The organism is Curtobacterium sp. VKM Ac-1395 (genome assembly GCF_015350975.1).
GTDB lineage: Bacteria > Actinomycetota > Actinomycetes > Actinomycetales > Microbacteriaceae > Curtobacterium.
The window spans coordinates 376,684-399,668 of sequence record NZ_JADKRX010000005.1 but is presented as its reverse complement, the minus strand read 5'-3'; the positions used below and the strand labels follow the sequence as shown (position 1 = coordinate 399,668).

The 22,985-nt window shown below is 72.5% G+C and carries 22 protein-coding genes; 16 read left to right on the top strand and 6 right to left on the bottom strand.

Annotation, left to right across the window (positions count from 1 at the left end):
• Positions 1-93: 93 nt before the first annotated feature.
• A complete protein-coding gene (ald, locus tag ITJ68_RS15460; RefSeq protein WP_194662455.1) occupies positions 94-1,194 on the top strand; it encodes an alanine dehydrogenase in 1,101 nt (366 codons plus the stop codon).
• A gap of 1,056 nt (positions 1,195-2,250) precedes the next feature.
• Here the strand turns inward: ald and ITJ68_RS15455 are convergent.
• Complete coding sequence (locus tag ITJ68_RS15455) at positions 2,251-3,054, bottom strand: tryptophan-rich sensory protein (RefSeq protein ID WP_194662454.1); 804 nt, start codon at positions 3,052-3,054, stop codon at positions 2,251-2,253.
• Between the two features lie 120 nt (positions 3,055-3,174).
• Here ITJ68_RS15455 and ITJ68_RS15450 point away from each other — a divergent pair, with 120 nt between their 5' ends.
• The 5 genes from ITJ68_RS15450 (at position 3,175) to ITJ68_RS15430 (ending at position 9,933) form a co-directional block, all read left to right on the top strand.
• Positions 3,175-4,158: a magnesium and cobalt transport protein CorA gene (locus tag ITJ68_RS15450; protein WP_071269702.1), complete on the top strand. Its 984-nt coding sequence runs from the start codon at positions 3,175-3,177 to the stop codon at positions 4,156-4,158.
• A 53-nt stretch (positions 4,159-4,211) separates the two neighbouring features.
• Entirely contained in the window at positions 4,212-6,404 is a 2,193-nt protein-coding gene (locus tag ITJ68_RS15445) for an alpha-galactosidase (protein ID WP_194662453.1), read from the top strand.
• A gap of 178 nt (positions 6,405-6,582) precedes the next feature.
• The gene (locus ITJ68_RS15440) at positions 6,583-7,560 is read left to right on the top strand and encodes a carbohydrate ABC transporter permease (protein WP_194662452.1); all 978 of its coding nucleotides are present in this window, start codon (positions 6,583-6,585) and stop codon (positions 7,558-7,560) included.
• A 35-nt stretch (positions 7,561-7,595) separates the two neighbouring features.
• Positions 7,596-8,549 carry a carbohydrate ABC transporter permease gene (locus ITJ68_RS15435; RefSeq protein WP_194662450.1) on the top strand — a complete coding sequence of 318 codons (954 nt, stop codon included), beginning with the start codon at positions 7,596-7,598 and terminating at the stop codon, positions 8,547-8,549.
• Positions 8,550-8,559: 10 nt separating this feature from the next.
• A complete protein-coding gene (locus tag ITJ68_RS15430) occupies positions 8,560-9,933 on the top strand; it encodes an ABC transporter substrate-binding protein (protein ID WP_194662448.1) in 1,374 nt (457 codons plus the stop codon).
• Positions 9,934-10,028: 95 nt separating this feature from the next.
• On the opposite strand, the gene ITJ68_RS15425 is transcribed toward ITJ68_RS15430, so the two are convergent.
• The gene (locus ITJ68_RS15425; RefSeq protein ID WP_194662446.1) at positions 10,029-11,213 is read right to left on the bottom strand and encodes an ROK family protein; all 1,185 of its coding nucleotides are present in this window, start codon (positions 11,211-11,213) and stop codon (positions 10,029-10,031) included.
• 77 nt (positions 11,214-11,290) lie between these two features.
• On the opposite strand from ITJ68_RS15425, the gene ITJ68_RS15420 reads away from it, so the two are divergent.
• The 5 genes from ITJ68_RS15420 to ITJ68_RS15400 all read left to right on the top strand — a co-directional run bounded on the left by ITJ68_RS15420 (position 11,291) and on the right by ITJ68_RS15400 (position 15,533).
• Positions 11,291-12,574 (top strand): chloride channel protein, encoded by a 1,284-nt coding sequence (locus tag ITJ68_RS15420; RefSeq protein WP_194662444.1) that lies wholly within the window; start codon positions 11,291-11,293, stop codon positions 12,572-12,574.
• 122 nt (positions 12,575-12,696) lie between these two features.
• Positions 12,697-12,909, top strand: a complete 213-nt coding sequence (locus ITJ68_RS15415; RefSeq protein WP_071269705.1) for an Rv0909 family putative TA system antitoxin — start codon at positions 12,697-12,699, stop codon at positions 12,907-12,909.
• A 121-nt stretch (positions 12,910-13,030) separates the two neighbouring features.
• Positions 13,031-14,374 carry a SufS family cysteine desulfurase gene (locus ITJ68_RS15410; protein ID WP_194662442.1) on the top strand — a complete coding sequence of 448 codons (1,344 nt, stop codon included), beginning with the start codon at positions 13,031-13,033 and terminating at the stop codon, positions 14,372-14,374.
• The gene (gene sufU / locus ITJ68_RS15405) at positions 14,371-14,820 is read left to right on the top strand and encodes a Fe-S cluster assembly sulfur transfer protein SufU (RefSeq protein ID WP_194662439.1); all 450 of its coding nucleotides are present in this window, start codon (positions 14,371-14,373) and stop codon (positions 14,818-14,820) included. Before ITJ68_RS15410 ends, sufU begins: the two co-directional genes overlap by 4 nt.
• Positions 14,821-14,894: 74 nt before the next feature.
• A complete protein-coding gene (locus ITJ68_RS15400; protein ID WP_194662437.1) occupies positions 14,895-15,533 on the top strand; it encodes an isochorismatase family protein in 639 nt (212 codons plus the stop codon).
• Here the strand turns inward: ITJ68_RS15400 and ITJ68_RS15395 are convergent.
• Both ITJ68_RS15395 and ITJ68_RS15390 read right to left on the bottom strand, forming a co-directional pair.
• Positions 15,526-16,191: a peroxiredoxin-like family protein gene (locus ITJ68_RS15395; RefSeq protein ID WP_194662435.1), complete on the bottom strand. Its 666-nt coding sequence runs from the start codon at positions 16,189-16,191 to the stop codon at positions 15,526-15,528. The two genes, ITJ68_RS15400 and ITJ68_RS15395, sit on opposite strands and share 8 nt — an antisense overlap.
• Positions 16,192-16,497: 306 nt before the next feature.
• On the bottom strand, positions 16,498-16,941 hold the full coding sequence (locus tag ITJ68_RS15390) for a hypothetical protein (RefSeq protein ID WP_194662433.1): 444 nt from the start codon (positions 16,939-16,941) through the stop codon (positions 16,498-16,500).
• 176 nt (positions 16,942-17,117) lie between these two features.
• Between ITJ68_RS15390 and ITJ68_RS15385 the strand changes: the two genes are divergently transcribed.
• The 3 genes from ITJ68_RS15385 (at position 17,118) to ITJ68_RS15375 (ending at position 19,645) form a co-directional block, all read left to right on the top strand.
• Positions 17,118-17,801, top strand: coding sequence for a response regulator transcription factor (locus tag ITJ68_RS15385; protein ID WP_194662430.1), 684 nt, complete (start codon positions 17,118-17,120; stop codon positions 17,799-17,801).
• Positions 17,798-19,159, top strand: coding sequence for a sensor histidine kinase (locus tag ITJ68_RS19640; protein WP_194662428.1), 1,362 nt, complete (start codon positions 17,798-17,800; stop codon positions 19,157-19,159). The genes ITJ68_RS15385 and ITJ68_RS19640 overlap by 4 nt, the downstream gene beginning before the upstream one ends.
• Positions 19,160-19,240: 81 nt before the next feature.
• The gene (locus tag ITJ68_RS15375; protein WP_194662427.1) at positions 19,241-19,645 is read left to right on the top strand and encodes an arsenate reductase ArsC; all 405 of its coding nucleotides are present in this window, start codon (positions 19,241-19,243) and stop codon (positions 19,643-19,645) included.
• A gap of 25 nt (positions 19,646-19,670) precedes the next feature.
• On the opposite strand, the gene ITJ68_RS15370 is transcribed toward ITJ68_RS15375, so the two are convergent.
• Complete coding sequence (locus ITJ68_RS15370; RefSeq protein ID WP_194662425.1) at positions 19,671-20,267, bottom strand: manganese efflux pump MntP family protein; 597 nt, start codon at positions 20,265-20,267, stop codon at positions 19,671-19,673.
• 207 nt (positions 20,268-20,474) lie between these two features.
• Here ITJ68_RS15370 and ITJ68_RS15365 point away from each other — a divergent pair, with 207 nt between their 5' ends.
• Both ITJ68_RS15365 and ITJ68_RS15360 read left to right on the top strand, forming a co-directional pair.
• A complete protein-coding gene (locus ITJ68_RS15365) occupies positions 20,475-21,881 on the top strand; it encodes an LLM class flavin-dependent oxidoreductase (protein ID WP_323743341.1) in 1,407 nt (468 codons plus the stop codon).
• A 4-nt stretch (positions 21,882-21,885) separates the two neighbouring features.
• The gene (locus tag ITJ68_RS15360) at positions 21,886-22,401 is read left to right on the top strand and encodes a GNAT family N-acetyltransferase (protein ID WP_194662423.1); all 516 of its coding nucleotides are present in this window, start codon (positions 21,886-21,888) and stop codon (positions 22,399-22,401) included.
• Here the strand turns inward: ITJ68_RS15360 and ITJ68_RS15355 are convergent.
• Entirely contained in the window at positions 22,365-22,961 is a 597-nt protein-coding gene (locus ITJ68_RS15355) for a MarR family winged helix-turn-helix transcriptional regulator (RefSeq protein ID WP_194662421.1), read from the bottom strand. The genes ITJ68_RS15360 and ITJ68_RS15355 overlap by 37 nt on opposite strands.
• Between the last annotated feature and the right edge of the window lie 24 nt (positions 22,962-22,985).

Genomic DNA, 22,985 nt, shown 5'->3' with positions numbered 1-22,985 from the left:
AGATGTTCGGCTGTCACACGCCGGACACACGTGAGTGGCTGGATGGTCGGGTCAGCGCGGACACCCCGCGCACCGCCCACGAAGGAGTCCGCCATGCGCATCGGCGTCCCCACCGAGATCAAGAACAACGAGTTCCGCGTCGCCGTCACCCCGGCGGGCGTCGGTGAGCTCACGACCCACGGACACCAGGTGCTCGTGCAGGCCGGTGCCGGCGACGGATCGTCCTTCCCGGACACCGAGTACGTCGCCGCCGGGGCCACGATCGTGCCGAGCGCGGCCGAGGTCTGGGCGGACGCCGAGCTCGTCCTCAAGGTGAAGGAGCCGGTCGCGTCCGAGTACGCGTCGATCCGCCCGGGCCAGGTGCTGTTCACCTACCTGCACCTCGCGGCCGACCGCGCGCTGACCACCGCGCTGACGGACTCCGGCGCGACGGCGATCGCCTACGAGACCGTGCAGCTGCCGGACCGGTCGTTGCCGTTGCTGTCCCCGATGTCCGAGATCGCCGGGCGGCTGTCCGCCCAGGTCGGCGCGAACCACCTGCTCCGCGCGAACGGTGGCCGCGGGCTGCTGCTCGGCGGTGTCCCCGGCACGCCGAAGGGCCGCGTCGTGGTGATCGGTGGTGGGGTCGCCGGCGAGCACGCCGCTGCGATGGCACTCGGACTCGGCGCCGAGGTCACCGTGTTCGACATCAGCCTGCCGCGGCTGCGGGCACTCGACGCCCGGTTCGACGGCCGCATCACCACGCTGCGGTCCTCGTCCCACGCGATCGCGTCGGCACTGCGCGAGGCCGACCTGGTGATCGGGTCCGTGCTCATCCCCGGTGCCTCGGCGCCGAAGCTCGTCACCGACGCGATGGTCGCCGACATGCGTCCGGGCTCGGTGCTCGTCGACATCGCGATCGACCAGGGCGGGTGCTTCGAGGGCTCGCGGCCGACCACGCACGACGACCCGACCTTCGCCGTGCACGACGCCGTCTACTACTGCGTGGCGAACATGCCCGGAGCCGTCCCGCGCACCTCGACCATCGCGCTGACGAACGCGACGCTGCCCTACGCCCTCGCGATCGCCGACCAGGGGTGGGCGGCGGCGATGGAGTCCGACGCGGCACTCGCCCGTGGGCTCAACGTGCACGACGGCCGCGTCACGAACGAAGCCGTCGCGGCCGCGCACGGCCTGGTCGCGTCCGCGCGGTAGGCGCGGCGCGGCGCGCGGCGCGCTGCCGAGTCTCGCCCAGCCGGACACCTTGCGCGCCGAACGCCCCGCAGACTGTCCGCGGCGCCGAGTCTCGGGCGCGGGACCGTGCGCCCGACCAACCGACCGTCCGACCGGCGGAAGCGACAACGTCGGTGCGATCGCGCGGCGCTTCCGCACGCCCGGTGTCGCTTTGGTCGCGGGCGGCTCCATGCCCTCGCATCGAGCGACACGGGCGGGGGGAGTGCGCGGCGCTTCCGCACGGGCTGTGTCGCTTTCGTCGGGCGCGTGCGTGCGGCCGCGGCGACGGGTGGCGCACTGCCGAGTCTCGCTCGGACGGACACTGTGCGCGCTGAACGGCTCGCACGGTGTCCACGGCGCCGAGTCTCGGGGCCGTGGGGCCGCGGGCGCTCGGGCACGCACGACCGACCGGCGGAAGCGACACGGGCCGGCGGAGTGCGCGGCGCTTCCGCACGGGCTGTGTCGCTTTCGTCGGGTGCGTGCGTGCGTGCGTGCGGTCGCGGGCGGCGGGTGGCGCTGCCGAGTCTCGCTCGGACGGGCACCCTGCGCGCCGAACGCCCCGCACGGTGTCCGCGGCGCCGAGTCTCGGGGCCGCGGGACCACCGGGGCGCTCGGGCACGCACGACGTACCGGCGGAAGCGACACCGTCGGTGCGAGCGCGGCGCTTGCGCACGCCCGGTGTCGCGTTCGTCGCGGGCGGCTCCATGCCCGCGCATCGAGCGACGCCGTCGGTGCGATCGCGTCGCGCTTCTGCACGCCCGGTGTCGCTTCCGCCGGACGTGCGGGACCGCCGGCCGGTGTGGCCGGCACGGGGGTGCGGCGCGGGCGGGCACGGGTGCGCTGCCGAGTCTCGCGCGGCCGGACACCCTGCGCGCCGATGGCCCCGCAGAGTGTCCGCGGGGCCGAGTCTCGGCGTGCACAGGCGGCCGCGCGCGGGCAGCCCGCACGCGAGCAGCCGCCCGCGGGCAGCCCGCACGCGGGCAGCCGCGCGCGGGCAGCCGCGCGCGGGCGACCGCGCGCGGCCAGCCCGCCCCCGCGTCAGCTCACGCGGGCGGCACTGGCCGAGCGCGCGGCGGACCAGCCCGCGCGGGCCCGCACGACGAGCGTGACGACCACCGCGGCTGCCGCGGCCACGATCGCCGCGACGGCGGTCGGCACCGAGACGAGGGGCCCGTCGAGCCGCGCGACCGCGACCCACGCCAGACCCCAGCCGAGGGAGACGACCGGGGAGAGCCGGCCCCGGCCACCGATCGCCACGAGGACCCCGACGAGCCCGGCGACCGCTGCCACGGCGACGCCCCAGACGTCCTGCCCGAGGCCGAACCCGCGGAAGCCCGCCGCCGTCAGCACCGCGGCCGTGTTCGCCGCCGTCGCCACGCACACCCACCCGAGGTAGAGGCCGAACGTGCCGTCGGTGATGACCGCCTCGACGGTGCCGGACGGCGTCGTCCGCCGCAGGACCACGAACGCCCACACGAGCACCCCGAGCAGCGCGACGATGATCGGCTCGCTGGCCCAGAGGAAGCCGAACTGCACGGACAGGATCCATGCCGCGTTGAGCAGCAGGGACAGCGTCGCGGGCACGGCGAGCCGGTCGTGGCGGGCCTGGTCGGTACGGCGGGGCAGGAACTGCCACACCGCGAACGCGATGAGCCCGACGTAGATGACACTCCAGATGCCGAACGCCGGGCCGCCTGGTGCGATCGCCGTCGAGGACGCGGACAGCGCCCCACCGGCGGCGTCCTGGATGGGCGTGCCACCGGCAGCGCCCGACCCGATGAACGAGCCCACCACGGCGATGACGGCACTGGCCGCGATCACGATCTTCCGGAACCATCGCATGGCGTCTTCCCTTTCGTCAGCATGCTGTCGATCTGCACGGTAGGCGGCGGTCGGGGCCCGACGCGCAGCGCGCACCCAGATACGGTCGTCGACCGCTCCACGGGTGCGTAGGTTGGGCACGTGACCGTCGAGCTCAACACCGTGTACATCGACCGCATCGCCCCGATCGCGAGTCCCTCGCTCGACGACAGCTTCCGGATGATGCGGGAGCAGGGGGCCACCGTCTGCATCGTCCTGTACCAGCCCGACCCGGTCGAGCTCGGGGACGTCGCCGTCGCCCTGGGGCTCCACGAGCTCGCGGTCGAGGACTCCGCCGAGGGGCACCAGCGGCCGAAGCTCGAGCGCTACGGGTCGACGCTCTTCGCGGTCCTCAAGCCGGCGCTGTACAACGACCGGCGCGAGGAGGTCGAGTTCGGCGAGGTGCACGCCTTCGTCGGCGACGACTTCTTCCTCGCCGTCGTGCAGGCCGACCCGCGCGGTCGGAACGTCGTCCCGCGGGCCCTGCAGCGGATGAGCGGCAAGCCGGGCCTGGTGACGGCGGGCTCGCAGGCGCAGCTCTGGGCGCTCATGGACACGATCGTCGACGACTACCGTCCGGTCACCGAGGGGCTCGAGGAGGACATCAACCAGATCGAGGACCAGCTCTTCGCCGGGGTCCCCGGGGTGTCCCGCCGCATCTACGAGCTGTTCGGCGAGGTCGTCGACTTCCAGCGGGCAGCACGGCCGCTCATCCACATGATCGAGAACATCCACCGCGGCGCGGAGAAGTACCACCTGCCCGTGGAGATGCAGCGGCGCTACCGCGACGTGCTCGACCACGCGATCCGCACGGTGGAGCGGGTGGACACCTTCCGCCAACTGCTGCAGAACGCCCTGACGGTCGACGCGACGCTGGCGGCGCAGAAGCAGAACGACGACACGAAGAAGATCTCCGGCTGGGCGGCGATCCTGTTCGCGCCGACGCTCATCGCCGCGATCTACGGCATGAACTTCACCCACATGCCCGAGCTCACCTGGACGTGGGGGTACCCGCTGGCGGTCCTGGCGATGGTCGTCTTCGCCGCGGCGCTGTTCGTCGTCTTCAAGGTCAAGCGCTGGTTCTGACATACTGGCCGCCCACTTAGTTGCACGGCGGAAGAAATAACCCAGGAGATCCGATGACGCACCTCCCGCACGCCCTCGTCCACCTGTCCACCGCCGGGGTCTCCCTGGTCCTCGACTGCACGCGGGGTCGGTTGCCGGCCGTCGTGCACTGGGGCGCAGCGCTGGGCGAGCAGTCGGCCAGCGACCTGCTCGCGCTCGTCGAGGCCGGTCTCGAACCGGTCGTCTCGAACGCGATCGACGAGCCGATCCGCCTGGCCGTCCTGCCGGAGCAGCACGCCGGGTGGTCGGGCAAGCCGGGCCTGTCCGGACACCGCGACGGGCACGACTGGTCGCCCCGGTTCATCGTGACCAGCCTCGACGTGATCGGCGAAGCCCACGAAACCGCGCCCGGGCCGGACGAGACGGAAGCCGCTCCCGTCCTCATCGACACCGGAGCCGCACGCCTCGTCGTCGAGGCCACCGACGACACCGCCCAGCTCGCCGTCCGTCTCGAGATCGAGCTGCTCCCCGCCGGCCTGGTCCGCACGCGTGCCGCCGTCACGAACACGGGCGCGGGGACGTACACGGTCGACGAGCTCACGGTCGCCCTGCCGATCCCGACCCGCGCGCGGGAGATCCTCGACTTCGCCGGACGCTGGGGCAAGGAGCGCACCCCGCAGCGCCGCGAACTCGTCGTCGGCATCCACGAGCGCGAGGGGCGCAAGGGCCGCACGGGCGCCGACGCCGCCACGGTCCTGAGCGTCGGCGAGCCGGGCTTCGGCTTCGCACACGGTGAGGTCTGGGGCGTCCACACCGCGTGGAGCGGCAACCACCGCCACCACGCCGAACGCCTGTTCAACGGCCGTCAGGTCCTCGGCGGCGGAGAGCTCCTGCTGCCCGGCGAGGTCCGGCTCGGCACGGGGGAGTCGTACGAGGGGCCGTGGCTCTACGGCGCCTACGCCACCGGCCTCGACGACCAGGCGCGCCGGTTCCACCGTCACCTGCGCAGCCGTCCACAGCACCCGACGAGCGTCCGCCCGATGACGATCAACGTCTGGGAGGCGGTCTACTTCGACCACGACCTCGACCGCCTGAAGGACCTCGCCGACCGGTCCGCCCGCCTCGGCGTGGAGCGCTTCGTCCTCGACGACGGCTGGTTCCGTCACCGCCGCAACGACTTCGCGGGCCTCGGCGACTGGTTCGTCGACGAGACGGTCTGGCCCGACGGCCTGGGTCCGCTCGTCGACCACGTCCGAGCCGCCGGCATGCAGTTCGGCCTGTGGTTCGAGCCGGAGATGGTGAACGAGGACAGCGACCTGGCGCGGGCGCACCCGGACTGGATCATGCAGGCCGACGGGCGGCTGCCGGTCCGCTCCCGCCACCAGCAGGTCCTCAACCTCGCGATCCCAGAGGCGTACGAGTACGTCCTCGACCGCATGGTCGCGATCATCGACGAGTACCGGATCGACTACGTCAAGTGGGACCACAACCGCGACCTGGTCGAGGCCGGGCACCGGGACGGCGGCGCGGCCGTGCACGAGCAGACCCTGGCGGCCTACCGGCTGATGGCAGCGCTCAAGGACCGCTTCCCCGGGTTCGAGATCGAGTCGTGCTCGTCGGGTGGCTCCCGCGTCGACCTCGGCGTCATCGAGCACACCGACCGCGTCTGGGTGTCCGACTGCATCGACCCGCTCGAACGCCAGCAGATGAACCGGTGGACCATGCAGCTCCTGCCGCCGGAGCTGCTCGGCTCGCACATCGCCAGCGGGGTGAACCACACGACCGGGCGCTGGCACGACCTGTCCTTCCGCGCGGGCACGGCCCTGTTCGGGCACCTCGGCATCGAGTGGGACCTGGCCACGGCGACCGAGGCCGAGGAGCGCGACCTCGCCGAGTGGATCGCCCTGTACAAGGACGTCCGCGGGCTGCTGCACGGCGGGGACCTGGTCCGCGTGGACCAGGTCGACGAGACGCTCAACGTGTACGGCGCGGTGTCCTCCGACCGGCGCGAGGCGATGTTCTTCCTCGCGTCGCTCGCGGCACCCGAGGTCAGCCTGCGCGGCCGCATCACCTTCCGCGACCTCGACCCCGAGGCGCGCTACCGCGTGGACCCGGTGCTCATCGGCAGCGGGAGCGACGGCGTGCGCGCGCCGGTCTGGTGGTCGGGGGAGCGGGTCTTCACCGGCCGTGTCCTGGAGACGGTGGGGCTCGAGGCCCCGTCGACGTACGCCGAGCGCGTGGTGCCGTTCCGCCTCACCGCGATCTGACGCCACCACGAGACGGACGGGAGGCTCGTGGCCAGCTGGCACCGAGCCTCCCGTCCGTCGTCTGGGGGCGTGACTCGAGCAGTCCCGGCGGATGTCTTGACAAGCCGTTTCTTTTGCAGCGACACTAAACCCGACCGGCAGCGTTGCCGGACGGAACCGACGCGACGAAGGAGTCACGATGGCCACCGAAACACCACTGCCGTCACCCCTGACGGTGACCGCCGACCGGCGGAGCCGCCCGGTGGAGGAGCGTGCCGGCACCGGGACCCCGGCACCACGGCGACGTCGCCCGCCGAACGACCTGCGGCTCGCGCTCGTGTTCATCGCCCCGGCCGCGATCGGGTTCGCGCTGTTCCTGCTGTGGCCGACCGTCCGCGGGATCTACCTGTCCTTCACGTCGTACAACCTGCTCACGCCGCCGGTGTTCACCGGCCTGCAGAACTACGAGCGCCTCGTGCAGGACTCGATCTTCTGGCACTCGATGCTCGTCACGGTCGAGTACGTCCTGCTGAACATCGGGTTCCAGACCGTGCTGGCGCTGTTCATCGCCGTGATGATGCACCGGCTGACGAAGTCGACGTTCGTCCGCGGGATCGTCCTGGCGCCGTACCTGGTGTCGAACGTCGTGGCCGCGCTCATCTGGCTGTGGATCCTCGACACGCAGCTCGGCATCGGCAACGAGGTGCTCTCCGCCATCGGCGTCGGCCGCATCCCGTTCCTGCAGAGCGACGTCTGGGGCATCCCGACGATCGCGTTCATCAACGTCTGGCGGAACGTCGGCTACACGGCGCTGCTCATCTTCGCGGGCCTGCAGGCGCTGCCCGAGCAGGTGTACGAGGCCGGCCGGATCGACGGCGCGAGCGAGTGGAAGATGTTCTGGGGGATCACGGTCCCGCTGCTCCGCCCGATCCTGTCGCTCGTGCTCATCATCACGATCATCGGCTCGTTCCAGGTGTTCGACACCGTCGCCGTCACCACCCAGGGTGGTCCGGCGAACGCCACGAACGTCGTGCAGAACTACATCTACAACCTGGCCTTCGGCCGGTTCCAGTTCGGCTACGCGTCCGCCGTCTCGGTGGCCCTCCTCATCGTCCTCAGCGTCATCACGTTCATCCAGTACCGACTCTCGCGTTCCGGCGAGAGCGACCTGGACTGACGCGGCCAACCAGCACTCCCGGAAGCGAGTCGAAGATGACCAGCACCCTCCCGCCCGTGGTCGACCCCGTCACCACCCGCGCCGTCACCACCGCCGGCAGCAAGCCCGCCCGTCCACGTCCCTCCGTCGGCCGGGTCGCCGCCTGGATCGCGATGATCGCCGTGATCGTCGTGACCCTGTTCCCCTTCTACTGGATCCTCCGCACGGCACTGTCCTCGAACGGCGCGATCTCCGCCGACCCCACCTCGCTGCTGCCGACCGGGTTCAGCCTCGGCGGGTTCGAGCGGGTGTTCGGCCTGCAGACGACGAAGGAGGCGCTGTCACAGGGCGGTTCCGGCGCGACGCTGAACTTCTGGCAGTACCTGCTCAACTCCGTCCTGACCGCCACGATGATCACCGTCGGGCAGGTGTTCTTCTCCGCCGCGGCCGCCTACGCCTTCGCCCGGCTCCGCTGGCCCGGACGCGACAAGGTCTTCGGGGTGTTCCTCGCCGGCCTGATGGTCCCGACGATCTTCACGCTGCTGCCGAACTTCGCGCTCATCAAGTCGCTCGGGCTCGTCGACACCCTGCTCGGGATCTCGCTGCCGTCGATGCTGATGACGCCGTTCGCGGTGTTCTTCCTGCGGCAGTTCTTCCTCGGCATCTCGAAGGAGGTCGAGGAGGCGGCGCTCATCGACGGCGCCGGCAAGGTCCGCGTGTTCTTCCGGCTCATCCTGCCGATGGCCTCGGCACCGATCGCGACGCTCGCCGTGCTGACGTACATCACCGCCTGGAACGACTACTTCTGGCCGCTCATGGTGTCGTACACCGACAGCTCGCGCGTGCTCACCGTGGCCCTCGGCGTCTTCAAGTCGCAGGCGCCGCAGTCCGGCACCGACTGGTCGGGCCTGATGGCCGCGACGCTCGTGGCGGCGCTCCCGATGATCGTGCTGTTCGGCCTCTTCGCCAAGCGCATCGTCAACTCCATCGGCTTCTCCGGCATCAAGTAGGGACGCTCCCATGACGAACTCCATCACCCGCCGCGCACTGTTCGCCGGCGGCGCCTCCGCCCTGGCCCTCGGTGCCCTCGCCGCGTGCTCCTCGCCGGGACGCAGCAGCTCGACGGGCGGTGCGACCGGCACCGTGTCGTACTGGCTCTGGGACTCCAACCAGCTGCCCGCGTACCAGGCCGTCGCGAAGGCCTTCGAGCGGGAGAACCCCGACATCCGGATCAAGATCACCCAGCTCGGCTGGAACGACTACTGGACGAAGCTCACCGCCGGGTTCATCGCCGGCACCGCGCCCGACGTCTTCACCGACCACCTGACGAAGTTCCCGCAGTACGCCGACCTCGACGTGCTGTACGAACTCGACGAGCTCGAGGCCACCGCCGGCATCCGTGACGCCGACTACCAGTCCGGGCTCGCCGAGCTGTGGAAGGGCCGCAACGGGCACCGCTACGGGTCCCCGAAGGACTGGGACACCATCGCGATGTTCTACGACGAGGCGGTCATGGAGAAGGCCGGCGTCACCCCGGAGCAGCTCGCCGCCCTGGAGTGGAACCCCGAGGACGGCGGCACGTTCGAGCGGATGCTCGCCCACCTCACCATCGACGGCAAGGGCCGCCGCGGGGACGAACCGGGCTTCGACAAGACCGACGTGGCCGTCTACGGGATGAGCTCGAACGGCAGCGGCGGCGACGGCTTCGGCCAGACGCAGTGGTCGCCGTTCACCGGCTCGACGGACTGGTTCTACACGAACGCCAACCCGTGGGGGAACAGGTTCCGGTACGACGACGCCGGGTTCCAGAAGACGATCTCGTGGTACTTCGGCCTGGCGGACAAGGGCTACATGCCGAAGTACGGCGTCTTCTCGACGACCACCGGGCCGGACGTGCAGCTCGGCGCGAAGAAGGTCGCGCTGTCGTTCAACGGCTCGTGGATGATCGGCGCGTACGGCAACCTGCCGGACATGCAGGTCGGCATCGCGCCGACGCCGATCGGCCCGGTGGGACACCGCGCGTCGATGTTCAACGGGCTCGGCGACTCGATCACGAAGCAGGCGCGGAACCCGGAGGCCGCCGCGAAGTGGGTCGCGTTCCTCGGGGGAGCGACCGCGCAGCAGATCGTCGGCCGCGCCGGCATCGTGTTCCCGGCGCGTCCGGAGGGCACCGAGGCCGCCGTCGCGGCGTTCCGCGAGAAGGGCTTCGACGTGTCGGCGTTCACCGGCCAGGTCGCGGAGAAGACCACGTTCCTGTTCCCGGTGACGCGGAACCCGGGGGACGTGCAGGCGCTGGTCCAGCCCGCGTTCGACGACATCTACGCGAACGGCAAGCCGGTCAGCACGCTGACCGGGATGAACGACCAGGTGAACACGCTCCTGCAGCTCACGTAGCGCCGCGGGTCGCGACCAGGGCCGGACGGGAGGCTCCCCACCAGACCGGTGGGGAGCCTCCCGTCCGGTGCGTGGTGCGTGCCGAGGCAGCGCGCTCAGGCGCCGAGCGCGTGCATCTGGATGGCGACCGCCGCGGCGCCGCGTGCCCACTCGTTGAAGCGGAACGGCTGGACGACCACGGTCGGGGCGGGGGTCGACCAGTGCCGTGCGGCCTCGATCGAGCGGTCGAGCGCTGCCCGGCCGGTCTCGGCGAGGCCGACGAGTTCGCCGGAGAGCAGGACGACCTCGGGGTCGACGACGTTGACGACGTCCGCGACGAGGAGCCCGAGAGCCTCGGCCGCGTGGTCGACGACGGCGCGGGCGGCGGTGTCGCCGTCGCGGGCGGCGTCGAGCAGCTCGGCGGCGGTGACCTCGCGGCCGAGCGCGGCGCTGCCGGCCAGGCTGACGGCCCGTTCGCTGAGGACGGCGCGGGCGCACCCGCGGTGCCCGAACTCGCAGCGCACGTCGGACTCGGCGACCGCGCCGCCGAGTCGCTGGTGGCCGATGCTGCCCGCGGTGGAGTGCGCGCCGGCGACGACGGTCCCGCCGAGGACCAGGCCCAGCCCGATGCCGGCGCCGATGGTCAGCAGGGCGAACGAGCGGTGGTCGCGGCCCTCGCCGAACCAGTGCTCGGCGTGGGTGAGCGCCCGGACGTCGTTCTCCACCGAGCACGGCAGGCCGGTGGCGTCGGTGAGCAGGGCGGCGAGGGGGACGTCCTCCCAGCCGAGGAACGGGGCGCGGCGGACCTCGCGGCGACCGACCGTGGCACCGCCGAGCGCCACGCAGACCCCGCGGACGCGGTCGTCCTCGGCGGTCAGTGCGCGGACGACCTCGGCGATCCGGGCGACGACGGCGGGGACGTCGGTGGCGGACAGGGGCTCCTCGCGCTCGGTGAGGACCCGGCCGCGGTGGTCGGTCGCCACGGCGAAGAGCCCGTCGCCGGTGAGCTTCACGCCGACGAAGTGGTGGGCGTCCGGGTCGATGTCGAGCGGGATCGACGGGCGCCCGGTGGTGGTGGGCTGCACGACGTCACGCTCGACGAGGATCCCGGCCTCGAGCAGCGGGCGTGTGATGCGCGACAGGCTCGGGCCGGACAGGCCGAGGCGCTCGGCGAGCTCGGTGCGGGGGCGCGGTCCGGCGCGGAGGACCTCGAGCACGACCGACTGCGCACTGCCCGCGAGGGGCTCCCAGCCGTGCTGCACGGCCGTCGGGACCGGGGCGGGGTCGGGTGTCTCGCTCACGCGGTCAGCCTAGGCGCGGCGGGACCCGTCGCTCCGCCGACCCGGGGGCGTTCGTGGCGGCCGATAGGGTCGTTGCCATGCCGAACACCGCTCGCACGACGTCCGGCTGGGCACTCAAGCTCGGGGTCGTCACCGCACTCGTCGGCCTCGGCGGCGGGGTCGCCGGGATCGCCGTGTGGCTCGCCCTGCAGCTGATCCAGTTCGTCGCCTTCGGGTACGCCTTCGGTGGGCACCTCGAGGCCGCCGACGCCCCCTCGCCGCTGACCCGGTTCGTCGCGATCACCGCGGCCGGCCTGCTCACGGCGTTCGCCTGGTGGGCGCTCCGCCGGTGGGGGCGCCCGATCGTGTCGGTGCCAGCGGCGGTGGGCGGCAAGCGGATGCCCGCGCTCGCGACGCTGGCGAACGCCGGCGTCCAGATCCTCGCCGTCGGGCTCGGTGCCTCGATCGGGAAAGAGGTGGCGCCGCGTGAGGTCGGCGCCTGGCTCGCCCAGCTCGTGACGGCCCGCGCCGGGGTGTCCGCGCGCGAGACGAAGATCCTCGTCGCCTGCGGTGCCGCCGCCGGCCTGGCCGCGGTCTACGACGTCCCGCTCGGGGGCGCGCTGTTCGCCGTCGAGGTCCTGCTCGGGGAGCTCACCTTCGCCACCGCCCTGCCGGCCTTCGTCACGAGCGCCGTCGCGGCCGGGGTGGCACGCCTGGTGATCCCGGACGAGGTGCTCTACCACGTGCCCGCCACGCACCTCTCGCCGTCGCTGCTCGTCTGGGCGGTGGTGGTCGGTCCCGTGCTCGGGTTCGCGGGGGTGGGGTTCGTGAAGCTGACGAACCGGCTGCAGGGCATCGCGCCGAAGGGCTGGCACCTGCTCGTGCTGCTGCCGCTCGTGTTCGCGATGGTCGGGCTGATCGCCGTGCCCTTCCCCGAGGTCCTCGGCAACGGCCGGGCCCTCGCGGTCACGGCGATGAACACCGCACTCGACGACGGCACCGTCATCGGCATGGTCCCCATCGTGCTGCTGCTCGTCCTCGGCATCGTCCGGACCATCACCACGGCGGCGACGATCGGTGCCGGCGCGGTCGGTGGCACCCTGACGCCGTCGATCGCCATCGGTGCCGCGTTCGGTGGGTTCCTCGGCGGGGCGTGGGCGATGATGTGGCCCGCGGACGGCCCGAGCCTGGTGTCGTTCGCGTTCATCGGGGCGGCGGCGTTCCTGGCGACCACGATGCGGGCGCCCTTCACCGCGCTCGTGCTCGTCGTCGAGTTCACCCAGCAGGGCACGGACATCCTCATCCCGTCGCTGCTCGCGGTCAGCGGGTCGGTCGCGGTCAGCTACGTCCTGGCCCGCCGGCGCAGCGCCCAGATGGTCTGACGGCCGCGACCCGGTCCCGTCCCGCTCGCCGTCCGAGGGGCCGGTACACGATCCGGAGCGCTGGCCTACCATCGGCTGCACGCGGCGGGCGCTCGGGCCCGCCTGACACGAGAGGCACCGACATGGCGGGGTTCGACGACATCACCAAGAAGGCCCAGGCGTTCCTCAAGGACGGCAAGGTCCAGGACGCCCTGAAGAGCGAGAAGGCCGAGGGCGTCAGCGACAAGGTGCTCGACGGCGTCGCCGACGCCGTGAAGAAGGCCACCGGCGGCAAGTACGACGACAAGATCGAGGGCGCACGCGACACCGCGGACAAGCACCTCGGGAACGAGTGACACCACTCGTCGTGACCGACGGCCCCGGACCGCAGGCGCGGACCGGGGCCGTCCTGCGTCCTGGACCCCGAGCAGGCGCTGCCGTGCGTCCGACTGGACTCCTGCTGGAACAACGGGGACGATGGGTCGGTTGTCCCCGACGACAGCAGGAGGAACCAGCGCCGTGACGATCGAGGCACCAGAGAGACAGCTCACCACCGACGAGGTCGAGCGGATCAAGGCCGACTTCCCGATCCTGCAGCAGGAGGTGAACGGCCACCCGCTCGCGTACCTCGACTCCGGCGCCACGGCCGAACGCCCGCGGCAGGTGCTCGACGCCGAGCGCCGCTTCCTCGAGCACGACAACGCCGCCGTGCACCGGGGAGCGCACACCCTCGCCGCGCTGAGCACCGACGCGTACGAGGACGCCCGCGCCACCGTCGCCGGCTTCGTCAACGCGTCGAGCCCGAGCGAGGTCGTCTGGACCGCGAACGCCACGGACGCGCTCAACCTGGTGTCGTACGGCATCGCGAACGCCAGCCGCGGGCGCGGGGGAGCCGCCGCCGAGCGCTTCCGCCTCGGTGCCGGCGACGAGGTGCTGGTCACCGAGGCCGAGCACCACGCGAACCTCGTGCCGTGGCAGGAGCTCGCCGCCGCCACCGGTGCGACCCTCCGCTTCGTGCCCGTCGACGACGACGGCTGCTGGAGCGCCGCCGACGCCCTGGCGCTGATCTCCGACCGGACCGCCGTCGTCGCGTTCGCCCACGTGTCGAACGTCACCGGCATGATCGCGCCCGTCGCCGAGATCGTGGCAGCCGCACACGCCCACGGTGCCCTCGTCGTCCTCGACGCCTGCCAGTCGGCACCGCACCGACCCGTCGACGTGCAGCAGCTCGGCGTGGACTTCGCTGCGTTCTCCGGGCACAAGATGCTCGGGCCGAACGGCATCGGCGTGCTCTGGGGACGCCAGGAGCTCCTCGACGCCCTGCCCCCGTTCCGCACCGGCGGCTCGATGATCACCACGGTCACGATGGAGCACACCGAGTTCATGCCGGCGCCGGAGCGCTTCGAGGCCGGCACGCAGCCCGTGTCCCAGGCCGTGGCGCTCGCCGAGGCCGTCCGCTACCTGCAGGGCATCGGGATGGAGCGGGTCCGCGTGCACGAGGAACACCTCGCCGAGCGCATGCTCACGGGCCTGGCCGGCGTGCCCGGCATCCACGTCGTCGGTCCCGCCGCCGGGGTGCCGCGTTCCGGCCTGGTGTCGTTCGACGTCGACGGGGTGCACGCGCACGACGTGGCGCAGTACCTCGACGCGCAGGGCATCGCCGTCCGCTCCGGTCACCACTGCGCCCAGCCGCTGCACCGCCGGCTCGGTCTGACCGCGACCAGCCGGGCGAGCACCTACGTCTACACGACCGACCAGGACGTCGACCGCTTCGTGCAGGCGGTCAGCGAGATCCGCGCCTACTTCGGAGCCACCGCGTGAACAGCCTCGACAGCCTGTACCAGCAGGTCATCCTCGACCACGCCAAGGCCCGGCACGGCGACGGCGACCTGCCCGGCGCCGATGCGTCGCACTTCGAGCGGAACCCGACCTGCGGCGACGAGATCACGGTCAGCGTCCGCCTCGACCCCGGCACCGACCGCGTCGTCGGGCTCGCCTGGCAGGGCGACGGCTGCTCGATCTCGATGGCCTCGGCGTCCGTGCTCACCGACATGGCCGTCGGCCGGACGGTGCCCGAGCTGCTCACGCTGACCGAGGCGTTCCGCACGATGATGCGGTCCCGCGGTGTCGGCGAGCCCGACGAGGACGTCCTCGAGGACCTCGTCGCCTTCCACGGCGTCTCGAAGTTCGTCATGCGCGTGAAGTGCGGGATGCTCGCCTGGGTGGCGGCGGAAGCCGCCGTCCGCGAGGCGAGCGCGGCCCGTTGACGCGACCCGGTGCCGGACAGGAGGCTCATGGCGGCGCCGCCACGCGCCTCCCGTCCGGGGTGCAGGCTGGTGGCATGACCACCCCGAACCGTGCCCTCGTCCTCGTCGACGTCCAGCAGCAGTACTTCTCCGGCCCCCTGGAGATCCAGTACCCCGCCCACACCGAGTCCCTGCCCCGGATCACGGCTGCCATCGACGCCGCGACCGAGGCCGGCGTCCCCGTCGTCGTCGTGCAGCACTCCGGCGGCGCCAGCGCGCCGGTGTTCAACCCCACGACCCCCGAGTACGCGCTGCACCCCGAGGTGCAGTCCCGCCGGCAGGACGACTGGAAGCGGATCACGAAGCAGTTCGGATCGGTGTTCGCCGGCACCGACCTGCTCGCGTGGCTGCGCGAGCAGGACGTCGACACGATCACGCTGGTCGGCTACATGACGAACAACTGCATCATCGCGAGCGCGGCCGAGGCAGAGACGCACGCCATCGCGGTCGAGGTGCTCTCCGACGCCACGGGTGCGATCAGCATCGCGAACGCCGCGGGTCAGGCCGACGCGGAGACCGTCCACCGCACGCTGATGGCGGTGCTGCAGTCCAACTTCGCCTCCGTCGCGACGACCGACCGCTGGGTCGCCGTGCTCGGGACGGACCAGGCCCTCGCCGGTGACGACCTGGTGACGTCGGCGCAGGCGGGCGCCGAGCGCTTCCCGGTCAGCTGAGCGCGGCCCGGTCGACCGCGGCCAGGACCGTCGCCACCTCGGTGCGTTCGGTGTAGTCGACCTTGACGTCGACGAACCGCACGACCCCAGCGGCGTCGACCACGACGACCGAGGGGAACGGGATCTGCGCCGTGTGGTCCGCGTTGCTGTCCGCGACGTCGAAGCCGAGTTCGGTGTGCGCCGCTCGTGCCTCGGCGCTCGGCGCGGTCACGATCCCGAGGCGTCCCGCCAGGGCGTTCTCGGGGTCGGACAGCACGGGGAACTCGAGCGCTCCGTTCGCGACGGCCTGTTCCGAGCCCTCGGGCGTCTGCGGCGAGACGGCGATGAGTCGCGTCCCGCGCTCCTGCAGCTCGGGGAGCAGCTCCTGCTGGTACGTGCGGAGCGTGAGGTTGCAGTACGGGCACCAGGCGCCCCGGTAGAAGACCACGACGGCCGGAGCGCCGCCCAGTTCACCGACGAGGGTGGTGGCCGCGCCGGTCGGCGTCAGGAGGTCGGCGTCGGGGACCTGGTCGCCCACGCCGACGACGCTCGCCGGCACGCCCGCCGACCGGAGCGCGGACTGCTCGGCGTCGAACACCGCGGACAGGTCGGGACCGATCTGTGCGGTGAAGCCGTCGTTGAAGGTGTCGACCTGGTCGGCGATGGACGGTCCTGGCATGCCGGTCCTCCTGGGTTCGGGATCGGCGCGGGCCGCCGATGAACGGGAGCCTAGGCACGCGGTCGAGCGCCCGTCGCGGCGCGTGTCACCGGGCGTCACGGAAGCGGTGTGCGTGCACGGCGGTCCTCGGCCCGACGGGCAGTGCTCGTCCCGCTTCCGGGGCGGACGGCTTCCGTGCTGTGCCGGTGGAGCGGGGTCGGGTCCGCCGCCCCACCGGCTCGCGCACACCGTCCTGCTAGGTCAGAGCGGGTGCGGACCACACGGTGCCCGAGCGAGAGGGGGGAACGCGCTCGGGCACCGCGGGTTCTAGCGGCCTCGTCGGAGCGCTGCCGAGCGCACCGAGAGCCAGATCGAGAGTCCGTAGACGACGAACGCGAGCACGACGTGCCACGGGGTGACCCAGTCCCAGCCGAGCGTGGTGATGCAGTGGCCGAGCAGCCACTGGACCACGGCGAGGACGAACAGCACCGCCGCACCGACGACGGCACCCCGGGCCGCACGCAGGCGGAGGGCACCGACGACCGCGGCGGCGAGTGCGAACACCATCACCGGGTAGGCGATGAGTCCGTGCGCGTCCGTCCAGACCTCCTTCGCCCCCTGCGACAGCCCGTCGGAGATGAACTCCCCGGCGGTGAGCGACTGCAGGAAGACGAACAGGACGGTGAGCCCCACGAGGGCCGCGAAGAGGCGGCGAGGTCCGGCGGCGGCGCTGACGTCGCGCACGGCGGCCCGGGTGGAGGGAACGGTCATGGGGCAGACGGTAACCCCGCCGGACACGGTCGGCCGGGGTGGCATCGTTCGAAGGTTCACACGAACGCCGGGGCGCGATGCTGGTTGGCTGAGCGGATGCCCCGACCCGAAGCGTCCCGCGTTGCACCCGAGTGCGGCGGGCGGCGTCCGTCGGGGGCCGGCGGCGGGGTCTGACCGTGGCGGCGATCCTGGTGGTCGAGGACGACCCGGCGATGGGCGCCCTGGTCGAGCGTGGCCTGACGATCGAGGGCCACACGGTGACGCTCGTGTCCGACGGCGCCGCGGCGCTCCGGCACGGCGGGACGGGGTCCTTCGACGCCGCCGCGATCGACGTCATGCTGCCGGACATGACCGGCTTCGAGGTCTGTCGGCGGCTCCGCGAGGCGGGACAGGACCTGCCCGTGATCCTCGTGACCGCGAGGGACGCCGTCGACGACCGCGTGTTCCGTCTCGACTCCGGCGCGGACGACTACCTGACGAAGCCCTTCGCCATCGCGGAGCTGAACGCGCGGATCCGGGCGCAGCTCCGGCGGCGTGCTGCCGGGTCGGCCACGATCGTGCAGGCCGGCGTCGTGCGGCTCGACGTCGTCGCGGTCCGGGCCTCCGTCCGCGGTCGTGACCTGCCGCTCAGCGTGAAGGAGTTCTCCCTGCTGCGCTTCCTCATCCAGGGCTCGCCGCTGCCCCGGTCACGCGCCGAGGTCCTCGAGGAGGTCTGGGGCAGTGCCGAGCACTTCGACCCGACGATCGTCGACCAGTACGTCAGCTACGTGCGCAAGAAGCTCCAGGCGTCCGGAGCGGACCTCGTCATCCGCACCGTCCGGGGCGTCGGCTACGCGCTCGACGTCGAGGCCACCCCGTGACGCCGTTCCGGTGGCTGTCGATCCGGGCTCGGATCACGCTCGGCAGCGTCGTGATCGGCGCCGTCGTCCTGAGCGGCGTCGCCTTCGTCCTGCACGAGCAGATCGAGCACGCGACGCTCGAGGCGGACCGGTCGCTCGCCGCCGGGGACGCCGCGGCCTTCGTCGCCGACCTGCACCAGGACCCGGAGGAGCCGCCGGACATCCCCGCTGCGGACGTCCTGGTCGCGATCCGGACCGAGGGCGGTCGCTGGGTCGCCGACTCCCTGCCCGAGGACCTCCGGCTCGTGCTGCCGCCGGGCATCCCCGACCGCACGGTCACCCTGCGGCTGCACACGGACCGCCGAGCGGCGACGGTCATCGGCACCCCGGTGACGAACGACCGCGGGACGTACGTGGTCTGGGCGGCCCATGACGGTCGGGCCGGCGAGGAGACGGTCGCCAGCGTCGACCGGTCGCTTGTCATCGGCACGCTGTTGGCGCTCGCGGCCTTCGCGGGGACGGCCTGGCTGCTGACGACGCTCGCACTCCGGCCGGTGTCGCGGATGCGCCGCACCGCCGAGCTGCTGAGCACCGGGGCCGTCGGCGGTCACCTGCCGATCGGGTCGTCGCAGGACGAGGTGGCCGAGCTCGCGCGCACCCTGAACGCCTTCATCGACCGGCAGCGCGAGAACACCGAGCGTGAGCACCGGATGATCGCCGACGCGAGCCACGAACTCCGGACGCCCCTCGCTGCCCTCACCGCGCGGCTCGAACTCGCGCACCGGGCAGCCGGGGACGCCGACGCCCTGGAACGCGAACTCGACGCGGCGGAGGTCGACGCCGGACGGCTCGTCGCGCTGGCGAACACGATGCTCGAACTCAGCCGGCTCGACGAGCAGGGACCACCCCCGGAGACGGCCGCCGCCGACCTGGTCACGGAGCTGATGGGGTCCGTCGACCGGATGCGCACCCTCGCCGGCACCGGCGCGGACATCGACTTCGAGGTCGAGGTCCCGGCACTCGGGGAGCGGTACCCGGTCGGACCGTCGGCGTTCGCCCGGGTCGTCGACAACCTCGTCGCCAACGCGGTCGCCGCGGCTGACACCGGTGTCGTCGTGCGGATCACGCTCCTGCAGGACGACGCGCACGACCTGGTGCTGCGGGTCGTCGACGACGGCCCCGGCATCGCGGAGGCGTTCCTCCCGCGGGCCTTCGACCGGTTCACCCGCGCCGACCCCGCCCGGCGGTCCGGGCTCGGCGGCAGCGGTCTGGGTCTGGCCCTGGTCCGGGCGACGGCGGAGCGGGGCGGCGGATCCGTCCGGCTGACGAACCGACCGACCGGCGGCGCGGAGGCGGAGGTCCGGTTCCCCACCCGGTGAGCAGCGGACGGGAGGCTCGTGGCGGGCCCGCCACGAGCCTCCCGTCCGGCGGCCGCATCGGATCGGTGCGATCATGCTGTCGTGTCGACCGAGCCCGTCCCCACCGTCCTGTTCGTCTGCGTCCACAACGCCGGACGCTCCCAGATGGCCGCCGCGTACCTGCAGCACCTCGCCGGCGACCGGATCGCCGTGCGGAGCGCCGGGTCCGAGCCGGCCGACCAGCTGAACCCCGTCGTGGTGCAGGCCATGCTCGAGGAGGGCATCGACATCCGCCACGAACAGCCGGCGCTGCTCAGCACCGACGCGGTCGCCGCCGCCGACGTCGTGGTGACGATGGGGTGCGGCGACGCCTGCCCGGTGTTCCCCGGGAAGCGCTACGAGGACTGGGAGCTGACCGACCCGGCGGGGCTCGACCTCGACGCGGTCCGTCCGATCCGCGACGACATCCGGGACCGTGTCCGGGTGCTGATCGCCGAGACCGTCTGACCCCGGACCCGCGGGGCGCGGCCGGTCAGCCGGCGGCCCCGACCGCCCCGAGGGCACCGAGCACGCCGGTGTGTTCCAGCACGATCTGCACGCCGATGAGGATGAGGACCACCCCGCCGACGACCTCCGCGGGACGCCCGAACCGCGCGCCGACCCGACGCCCGACGACCACGCCGACGAAGGACAGCACCGCGGTCGTGACACCGATGAGCAGCACCGCCCAACCGATGGACACCGGCAGGAACGCCAGGGTCACCCCGACCGCGAGGGCGTCGATGCTCGTGGCGAGGGACAGCACGAGGAGCTCGCGGACGGGCAGGCGGTCGGTGTCCTCCGCGTCGTCCTGACCGCCGCGGACGGCCTCCCAGAGCATCTTGCCGCCGACGAGCGTGAGCAGCCCGAAGGCCACCCAGTGGTCCACGCCGGCGATCGACTTGGCGAACGTGGTGCCGAGCAGCCACCCGACGAGCGGCATGCCCGCCTGGAAGACACCGAACGCGACGGCGATCACGACCGCGTGCCGGACGTCGAACCGCCGCATGTGCAGGCCCTTGCCGAGCGCGACGGCGAAGGCGTCGGCGGAGACGCCGAGCGCGATGAGGAACAGGGCCCAGAACGACATGGGGGAGCGCCTTCCGAGGTGGGGGTTGCAAGACTCCGGCGTCTCGGGACGGAACGATCATGCCATCCCGCTGACGAGCCTCCGACCGGAAAATGCCTGGTCAGGAGGATTCGTCACGACGAATTCGCGGCGGAGGCGAGCCGAGCCTCCCGTCATCCTTCGTCACCTTGGGCGCCGGACGCGGTGCGCGGTCGTAGCGTCGCGCTCGTGACGGACACGACGAAACCCACCCGGCAGATCCGCTTCAACGCGTTCGACATGAACTGCGTCGCCCACCAGTCCTCCGGGCTGTGGCGCCACCCGCGCGACCGGTCCAGGGACTACCGCGACCTGACGTACTGGACGGACCTGGCGAGGACGCTGGAGCGCGGGGCGTTCGACGGCATCTTCATCGCCGACGTGCTCGGCACGTACGACGTCTACGGCGGGTCGAACGAGGCCGCGCTCCGCACCGGGTCGCAGGTGCCGGTCAATGACCCGATCCTGCTCGTGTCCGCGATGGCGTCGGTGACCGAGCACCTCGGGTTCGGCATCACCGCCGGGACGGCCTACGAGCACCCCTACCCCTTCGCGCGGCGGGTCTCGACGCTCGACCACCTGACGAAGGGCCGCGTCGGCTGGAACGTCGTCACCGGGTACCTGCCGAGCGCCGCGCGGAACATGGGCCAGACCGACCAGCTGAGCCACGACGACCGGTACGACGTGGCGGACGAGTACCTCGAGGTGCTCTACAAGCTGTGGGAGGGCTCGTGGGAGGACGACGCCGTCGTCGAGGACCGCGAGTCCGGCGTGTTCACCGACCCGTCGAAGGTGCACCCGATCGAGCACCACGGTGAGCACTTCGACGTGCCGGGGATCCACCTGTCCGAGCCGTCGGTCCAGCGCACGCCGGTGATCTACCAGGCCGGGGCCTCACCGCGGGGGATCGCGTTCGCGGCCGAGAACGCCGAGGCGGTCTTCGTCGGTGCGCCGACCCTGCGCCAGCTCACCGCGACGGTGACGAAGATCCGGGACGCCCTCGAAGCCGCCGGGCGGGACCGGTACGCGGCGAAGGTCTACACGCTGCTGACGGTCATCACGGACGCCACCGACGAGCTCGCGCAGGCGAAGTACGAGGACTACCTGTCGTACGCGTCCGAGCTCGGCGCACTCGTGCTGAACTCGGGCTGGATGGGCGTCGACCTGTCGCAGTGGGACCTCGACGAGCCCCTCGGCCAGGTCGACTCGAACGCGATCCAGTCCGCGGCGGCGAACATCTCCGCGGCGACGGGCTCCGACGGTGCGACGTGGACCATCCGCGACCTCGCCCGGCACACGGCGATCGGTGGCCTCGGCCCGGTGGCCGTCGGCGGCGGGGCCACGATCGCCACGCAGCTGCAGGAGATCCAGGAACAGACCGACGTCGACGGCTTCAACCTCGCCTACGCCGTGACGCCGGGCACGTGGGAGGACGTCATCGACTTCGTCGTGCCCGAGCTGCGGGCCCGGGGTGCCTACCCGGAGGCCTACGTCGAGGGCTCGCTGCGCCACAAGCTGCACGGGCGCGGTGACCGGCTGCCCGACGAGCACCGCGGCGCGGGGTTCCGGGTGCGCAGCGGGGCGGCCGTAGGCTGACCGGGTGATCGAGTCGTCCGTGGTCGTGCGTGCAGCCACCCCGGACGAGGACCCCGCCTGCGTCGACGTCTGGACCGCGGCCGTCGCAGCTCGGGACGGCGTGCCCGAGGACTCCGCGGTGCGGGTCCGGGCCGAGGCGAAGTTCGCGGTCCCGCGGGTGGCGTGCCTGGTGGCGTCAGCGGACCCGACTGCACTGCTGGACGGGTTCGTGCTCGTCACCGCGCCCGGCACGGGACGCCCGACGGACCCGCCCGACGCCGCCTACCTCTCGCTCCTGGCCGTCCGGCCCGACCTGCAGGCCCGCGGGGTCGGCCGCGCGCTCCTCGTCGCCGCCGTCGAGGCGGCGGGCGCCGCCGGGCACCCCGCGGTCGTCCTGCACGCCCTCGACGACAACCTGCCGGCCCTGCGGCTCTACGAGGCGGCCGGCTTCCGTCCCACCGGTGTCACCTTCCCGCATGCCCTGACCGGGAGGCGCACCGCGACCTACGTCGTCGGCATGCCGTGGGCGCCGGGCGCGTGAGCAGCGCCCCGCGCCGCCGTCCCTGACGTCGTCGCCCGACCCGGGTCGGCGTCCGCCGCCGACGGCCGCGGCTGCGCCGTGAGACGGGCGTTCGCGGCTACGGCCGCGGCGGTCATGCGCCCGAGGAACGCGATCACGACACGGGTCTCCTCGGGGTCGGTGCCCTGCACGGTCTCCGCGATCTCGGACCCGGCGAAGCCGAGGAAGCGGGCGCTCTCGGCTCGTGCCGCGTCCGTGGGGCGGAGGGCGACCCGGCGTCGGTCGGTGCTCTCCCGGTGACGGGCGACGTGCCCGGCGGCCTCGAGCCGGTCGATCAGGATCGAGGTCGCTCCCGAGGTCATGCCGATCAGCCGGGCGAGCCGTGCCGGCGACAGGGGATCGCCGCCCTGCTCCGCCCAGACGATCTGCCCGAGCGCGTTCGCGTCCGAGACGGGCAGGTCCATCCACGTCGACAGATGCCGGTTCAGCTCGTCGAAGGTCACCGCCCAGTCGCGGAGTCGGTGCATCACCGTGACCTGGTCGTCATCCCAGTCGACGGCCAGGGGATCGAGTCCGGGCATCCAGGTTCCTTTGCTGTGTAGTGT